6 protein-coding genes and 1 pseudogene are annotated in these 6968 nt (G+C 62.6%); 6 read left to right on the top strand and 1 reads right to left on the bottom strand.

Going from position 1 to position 6968, the window contains the following annotated elements; all coding sequences use genetic code 11:
• Nucleotides 1-174: pseudogene (locus AC1DWF_RS28610) on the top strand (IS110 family transposase); the annotation flags it as partial.
• Between the two features lie 126 nt (nucleotides 175-300).
• On the opposite strand, the gene AC1DWF_RS28615 reads toward AC1DWF_RS28610, so the two are convergent.
• Nucleotides 301-1056, bottom strand: a complete 756-nt coding sequence (locus AC1DWF_RS28615) for a sulfite exporter TauE/SafE family protein (protein ID WP_476782138.1) — start codon at nucleotides 1054-1056, stop codon at nucleotides 301-303.
• Nucleotides 1057-1413: 357 nt separating this feature from the next.
• Between AC1DWF_RS28615 and rplS the strand changes: the two genes are divergently transcribed.
• The 5 genes from rplS (at nucleotide 1414) to leuC (ending at nucleotide 6628) form a co-directional block, all read left to right on the top strand.
• Nucleotides 1414-1962 (top strand): 50S ribosomal protein L19, encoded by a 549-nt coding sequence (rplS, locus tag AC1DWF_RS28620; RefSeq protein WP_476782137.1) that lies wholly within the window; start codon nucleotides 1414-1416, stop codon nucleotides 1960-1962.
• Nucleotides 1963-2586: 624 nt separating this feature from the next.
• Complete coding sequence (locus AC1DWF_RS28625) at nucleotides 2587-3384, top strand: transporter substrate-binding domain-containing protein (protein ID WP_476782136.1); 798 nt, start codon at nucleotides 2587-2589, stop codon at nucleotides 3382-3384.
• Nucleotides 3385-3503: 119 nt separating this feature from the next.
• The gene (locus tag AC1DWF_RS28630; RefSeq protein ID WP_476782135.1) at nucleotides 3504-4328 is read left to right on the top strand and encodes an amino acid ABC transporter permease; all 825 of its coding nucleotides are present in this window, start codon (nucleotides 3504-3506) and stop codon (nucleotides 4326-4328) included.
• A gap of 81 nt (nucleotides 4329-4409) precedes the next feature.
• Nucleotides 4410-4967 (top strand): MgtC/SapB family protein, encoded by a 558-nt coding sequence (locus AC1DWF_RS28635; RefSeq protein ID WP_476782134.1) that lies wholly within the window; start codon nucleotides 4410-4412, stop codon nucleotides 4965-4967.
• Between the two features lie 251 nt (nucleotides 4968-5218).
• Nucleotides 5219-6628, top strand: a complete 1410-nt coding sequence (leuC, locus tag AC1DWF_RS28640) for a 3-isopropylmalate dehydratase large subunit (protein WP_476782133.1) — start codon at nucleotides 5219-5221, stop codon at nucleotides 6626-6628.
• The last annotated feature ends 340 nt before the right edge of the window (nucleotides 6629-6968 follow it).

The following is a 6968-nucleotide window of genomic DNA, read 5'->3' on the forward strand; positions in this document are numbered from 1 at the left end:
CTGTTCATGGCAGCCCTTGTCGCCGCACGTCACAACCCTGTCCTCAAGGCCTTCCGCGACAGGCTCGTTGCCGCCGGCAAGCCCAAGATCGTCGCCATCGTCGCGACAATGCGCAAGCTCCTCACCATCCTCAACGCCATGATCCGGGACCAAAAACCATGGCAAACCGCTTGACCGCCAAGACAGTCGCTCTCCCCGTGAAGTACGGGGAGAGGGGGGCGTCTACGTGTCCGCTTCGTCCTTCTCCCCGTTATAACGGGGAGAAGGTGCCGGCAGGCGGATGAGGGGTAAATCGCGGCCTCAGCCCTTGGTAAAATAGTAAAAGGCCAAAAACAGGCCGATGGCGACGACGAGGGCGCGGACGATGCCTTGCGGCACGCGGCGCGCGGTCCATACGCCGGAATAACCGCCGAGTGCTACGCCCGGCACCATGATGGCTGCTGCTGTCCAGGCAACGACGCCGCCGGAAGCGAAGATGACGATGGCGACCGCGGCGATGACGATTGAGAGCAGGTTCTTGAGCGCGTTGAGGCGGTGATAGTCGCCGCCTTCGGTGAGGCCGAGGGTCGCCAGCATCATCACGCCCATGCCGGCGCCGAAGAAGCCGCCATAGATCGCGGTGAAGAACTGGACAACACGTCCGGCAAGCGAGGTGGGTGCGCCCTCAGGCCGATCAGCGAGTTTTTTCGGCCGCAGCCAGGGTCCGGCGGCAAACAGCGCGGTTGCGGCAAGCAGGAGCCATGGCACCATCGCGCCGAAGGCGACATTGTCGAGCGACAAAAGCACGAGCGAGCCTACCAGCGCGCCGATGGCCGAGATGACGGCGAGCCCGAGCGCGCCACGCCACATCAGGCGGATGTCTTTGAGATAGGCGTAGGTCGAGGTGATGTAGCCGGGGAACTGGGCGATCGACGAGGTTGCGTTGGCCGAGATCGGCGGCAGGCCGGCCATGGTGAGGGCGCCGAAGGTCAAGAAGGTGCCGCCGCCGGCGATGGCGTTGACGACGCCCGACAGGAAGCCCGCGAGAAAGAGGATGCCGATTGTGACGAGGGACACGGGCTGCCTGATCTGTTGCTGCACTTGGCTTGTCGTGTAGGAAGCTCGAACGAACGATGCAAGCCATGGCTTGCCGATGGCGGCGAGGTGGTCCAAGGTCGATGAAGCGGCCACAATGCCTTGGCGGCGCGCCTTCGCAGCAAAAAAGAAGCGGCAAAGGCGTGACAAATGGCTGAAATAGCGGTATGTGCCCGCCCGAACCGGACGAATAATCGACCGGACCCGTCAACAGTGACGGTGTAGTCGCCCCTGCCAGAAGACCCGTGAGGGAAGAAGGCATAACCGAGCGGTCATTGGAACTGCAAGGCGAGCGTTGGGCGCTCTGGCTGTCGGAAGAACAAGAAGTGGATTTCTGAGATGGATATCATCCGCCAGATCGAGGCCGAACAGGCCGCCAAGATCGAAGCCAAGCGCACCCTGCCTGAATTCCAGCCCGGCGACACCGTGCGCGTCCAGGTGCGCGTCACCGAAGGCACGCGTACCCGCGTACAGGCCTATGAAGGCGTCGTGATCGCCCGCGCCGGCTCGGGCTTCCAGGAAAACTTCACCGTCCGCAAGATCTCCTACGGCGAAGGCGTGGAACGCGTGTTCCCGGTCTACTCGCCGATGATCGAGGGCGTCGAGATCGTCCGCCGCGGCAAGGTGCGTCGCGCCAAGCTGTACTACCTGCGCGATCGTCGCGGTAAGTCGGCTCGTATCGTCGAGAACACCGGCGTGCGCGCCCGCAAGCTGAACGACGCCGAGCGCGCAGCGCTGGTCGCCGAGAAGGCCCGTATCGAAGCCGAAAAGGTTGCCGCAGCCCAGGCTCTGGCCGCAGAGAAGGCAGCTCAGGAAGCAGCCGAGAAGAAGGCAGCCGCCGAGGCCGCCAAGGCAGCTGAAGCCGCCGCTGAGCCCGCAGCCGAGTAATCATCGGTTTATTGGTTTTCGAAAGGGCGGCTTCGGCCGCCCTTTTGCGTTTTGGGAGGCGATTTTGGCGGGAACGATGCGGCGTCAGCGATAGACGGCCACGATCCAGCTCGTTTCACCGCCCAAGCCGCGGTCGCGAGGATGGTCAATGACAGCCGACGGGCAGGCGGCAAGGTTGCTCGCGGGAGCGCCCGATGCGGTTGTGTAGGTTGCAGCGCTGGAACAGAACACTGGTTCGGACCGGGTTGCCGACTGAAGGCCCCACAAAGCGAGGATGAACGGCCCGCAGAAGACAGCTGCCAAAGCCGACGACAGTAATCTGCTTCGCATGGTTGCCCGCATTCCCAAATTGCGTCCCGACCGCTGACGGCCAAACCCGACCATCAAGATAAGGCGTCGCCGTAACGGTGCGACGCCGTTGACCCAGGCGATTGTCTCCGGCGTGTTTCACGGTCAATCGAAGCGATGGCCGAGAGGTATTTCGTTTCCGCCGGCAAAGACGCAAATAACAACTGTGAGACGAGGGTCTCGGTTGAGCAAGCATGCTTGCAACCCCGTGCGGGGAGTCTAAAGTCTGGCGCAATCGACCGGGGGCTGCCGGTCTTGTGTTTTGGGGAACGCATCATGAAGAATTTCAAACTGTCGCTGGCCGGCGCGCTGGCTGTCGTGCTTCTGCCCATTGCCGCCATGGCGCAGGCCCTGCCGGATCTCGGCGGCAAGACCGTGGTGGTGGTGACGGAGAACGCCTATCCGCCGCTGCAATTCGTCGATCCCAAGACCGGCAAGCAGATCGGTTGGGAGTATGATGCCATGGACGAGATGGCCAAGCGCCTCAACTTCAAGGTCGAGTATCAGAACACCTCGTGGGACGCGATGATCCAGGCGGTGGCGGACGGCCAGTACCAGATCGGCATGACCGGCATCACCATCAAGGACGACCGCAAGGAGAAGGTCGACTTCTCCGATCCCTACATCCATTCGGAAATGCGCATGCTGGTGCGTAGCGATGAAAGCCGCTTCACCGACCACAAGGGCTTCGCCGCTCTGAAGGACGGCCTGATCGCGGCACAGCCGGGCACGACGCCGTTTTTCGTTTCGGTCTATGACGTGCTCGATGGCAACGAGCAGAACCCGCGCATCAAGCTGTTCGAGACCTTTGGTGCGACCGTGCAGGCGCTGAAGACCGGCGATGTCGATCTGGTGCTGACGGACGGTGTAGCAGCGCAGGGTTATGTCGATGCCTCCGAAGGCAAGCTCAAGATCATCGGCGAACCGCTCGGCGGCGAGGATTTCGGTTTCATCTTCAAGAAGGGCTCGGACCTCGTTCAGCCGATCAACGCGGCGATCGCGGCGATGAAGGCCGACGGCACGATCGATGCTCTGAACAAGAAGTGGTTCCTCGACTACAAGATGGGGCAGTAGGCGACGACGTCTGGCGGTACGGATTGATGTTCCCACTCGGCGTTGCCCCCTTCTGGCCTGCCGGCCATCTCCCCCTCAAGGGGGGAGATCAGCTGGCATTGCCGATCTGCACCCTCTAGATGCAGGCGCCCTCATCCCGGTCCGGCACGAAACCCGACTTTCCCTGGTGGCTGGTGGCTGGCGGGGCAATTGCTGTCGTGGCAGGCGTCGCTATCGCTGCCAACGATCTCTACAGCCAGGTCTTCGCCGTGGTCACAAAGGGCCTCGGCATCACCGTCTTCGTCACCATCGTCGGCTTTGCCTTGGCCTCGGCGCTGGGGCTCGGCGTTGCCCTGATGGGACTTTCCGGCTCGATCTGGCTGCGCCAGATTTCGCGCTTTTATGTCGAGATCATCCGTTCTGTGCCGATCCTGGTGCTGCTGTTTTGGGTGGCGTTTGTCGGCGCGCCGGCCTGGGTGGCGTTCTGGAACTGGGCGACCGGCCCGCTGCAGGCGGCGGGACTTGTCGAGCCGATGCAGGTGCGCGACTTCTCGCTGCTGTGGCGGGCGATCATCGCCTTGATGATCGCATATTCCTCGTTCATCGCCGAAATCTTCCGGGCCGGCATCCAGGCCGTCGACGTCGGCCAGATCGAGGCGGCCAAGGCGCTCGGCCTGTCGCGCTACCGGCGCTTTCGCCACATCGTGTGGCCGCAGGCGTTCAAGACCATCCTGCCGCCCTACAGCAACGACTTCATCGCCATGGTCAAGGATTCCTCGCTGGTCTCGGTGCTCGGCGTTGCCGACATCACCCAGATGGGCAAGGTCTATGCCTCGGGCTCGTTCCGCTTTTTCGAGACCTATTCCATCGTCGCCTATGTCTACCTGATCCTGACTGTCAGCCTGTCGCTGGCATTGCGCGCGCTGGAAAGGCGCCTGAGGCGGGGTTCAGAGCCGCGAGAGTAGAATGAGCGGAAGCGGCGAGTCTCGCTGTGGAACCTCGGGGCAACCCGGCGCGTTGGGGGCCGAATAAGCTTGAGGGGCCTCATGGAACAACTCGTCGAAGAATTCGGCCATCCCACCTACACCTCGTTTCCGGTGATCGTAGCCAGGCTTTTGCTGGCAACGATCTGCGGTGCGGCGATCGGCTTCGAGCGCGAATGGCGCAACCGGCCGGCGGGCCTGAGGACACATGTACTGGTGTGCGTTGCCGCCGCAACATTCGGCATCCTCACCATCGAGATCGTGCATGCGCCGATGTTTGCGACCGATGCGATGAAAGAGGTGATCAAGGTTGACCCGATCCGTGCCGTCGAGGCGGTAACGGCCGGTGTTGCCTTCCTTGCCGCCGGCACCATCTTGTTTGCACGCGGGGAAGTCCAAGGACTCACCACCGGTGCCGGCATGTGGCTGGCTGGCGCAATCGGCCTCGCCGCCGGACTGGGCTTCTGGCAGATCGCCGGCTTCGGCACTTTCATGATGCTTGTCGTGATGGGACTGATGCACTCGCTTGAAGTCAAGTTCAACCTGAGCGCAGACAAGAAGGACGAGCAACCCGCAGCGCGGAAATCGCAGGCGAAGCCGAGGCGCAGCCAGGCGGGGTGACCCGGCGCCAGGGGCGCCTCGGTCGGCAATTGCCCGAAGTCGAAAACATTGATATGAGCAGGCCATGGAAGAGCTCTTTGGAGATCCGGCCTACAAAGGTTTCGTGCTGCAGGACCACAAGCGCCTGCCGTCGCGTTTCTTTGCCCGGATTTCAGGCGCGTTGACCAGCCGACTTATCTAGTCGTTTTCGCCGAGCCGACGGGCTTTCGGCGCCTCAGCCTTCCCCAGTTCATATCGACGGATCCAAGATCATGAGCGCACCGCGCACCCTCTACGACAAGATATTTGACGACCACATCGTCGACCGCCAGGACGATGGCACCTGCCTGCTCTACATCGACCGCCACCTCGTGCACGAAGTGACGAGCCCGCAGGCGTTCGAAGGCCTGCGCATGACCGGCCGCACCGTGCGGCATCCTGAAAAGACACTTGCTGTTGTCGACCACAATGTGCCGACCTCGCCGGACCGCAAGAACGGCATCAAGAACGAGGAAAGCCGTATCCAAGTCGAGGCACTGGCCAAGAACTCGGCCGATTTCGGCGTGGAATACTACTCCGAAAACGACAAGCGCCAGGGCATCGTGCACATCGTCGGACCCGAGCAGGGCTTCACGCTGCCGGGCATGACGATCGTCTGCGGCGACAGCCACACCTCGACGCATGGCGCGTTCGGCGCTTTGGCGCATGGCATCGGCACGTCGGAGGTCGAGCATGTGCTCGCCACCCAGACGCTGATCCAGAAGAAGGCCAAGAACATGCTGGTGCGTGTCGACGGGCAGCTGCCTGAAGGCGTCACCGCCAAGGACATCGTGCTGGCCATCATCGGCGAGATCGGCACCGCCGGCGGCACCGGCTATGTCATCGAATATGCCGGCGAAGCGATCCGCGCGCTGTCGATGGAAGGCCGCATGACGATCTGCAACATGTCGATCGAAGGTGGCGCCCGCGCTGGCCTGATCGCGCCTGACGAGACGACCTACGCCTACGTCAAGGACAAGCCGCGCGCCCCGAAAGGCAAGGCTTTCGACATGGCGCTCGAGTACTGGAAGACGCTGCACACCGACGAAGGCGCGCATTTCGACAAGGTGATCGTTCTCGACGCCGCCAAGCTGCCGCCGATCGTCACCTGGGGCTCGTCGCCCGAAGACGTCGTCGCCATCACCGGTATCGTGCCGGATGCAGAAATCATCGAGGACGAAAACAAGCGCAACTCCAAGAAGCGCGCGCTCGACTATATGGGCCTGACCGCCGGCACCAAGATCACCGACATTTCGGTCGATCGCGTCTTCATCGGCTCGTGCACCAATGGACGCATCGAGGATCTGCGCGCCGTCGCCAAGGTCGTCGAGGGCCGCAAAGTGGCCTCGACCGTCAGCGCGATGATCGTGCCGGGCTCGGGTCTGGTCAAGGAACAGGCTGAGGCCGAAGGTCTCGACAAGATCTTCGTCGCCGCCGGCTTCGACTGGCGCGAGCCGGGCTGCTCGATGTGCCTGGCGATGAACGACGACCGGCTCAAGCCGCATGAGCGTTGCGCCTCGACCTCGAACCGCAACTTCGAGGGCCGCCAGGGCTTCAAGGGCCGCACCCATCTGGTGTCGCCGGCCATGGCAGCGGCAGCGGCGATTGCCGGTCACTTCGTCGATATCCGCGACTGGCACTAAAAGYCGGCGAGCCGGCCGACTGCAAAGATCCAAGATGGCGGCGGAGCATTGTTCCGCCGCCTTCGTCATTTGTTGAGGATGAGTTGAAACGTGCCGCTGCCGCGAGGTCACGTTAACGTCTTTTTCTCGCTCGTATGATTTGATCGAACCAGGGAGAGAGGCGGCGTCAAACGATGAGTGGTGCGGAATTCATCCTCGCGATCAACGTGTTCGTTGCAGGCCTGCTGGCCGGCGCGTTCATGGCCATCGCGATCTATGACGCCAGGCGTGTTGCCGCGCGCTGGTTCGCGCTCTGCTACGCCACCGGCATCGTCTATATCGGCACGGAATTCGCCATCCC

It is taken from the genome of Aminobacter sp. P4_D5 (genome assembly GCF_056401815.1).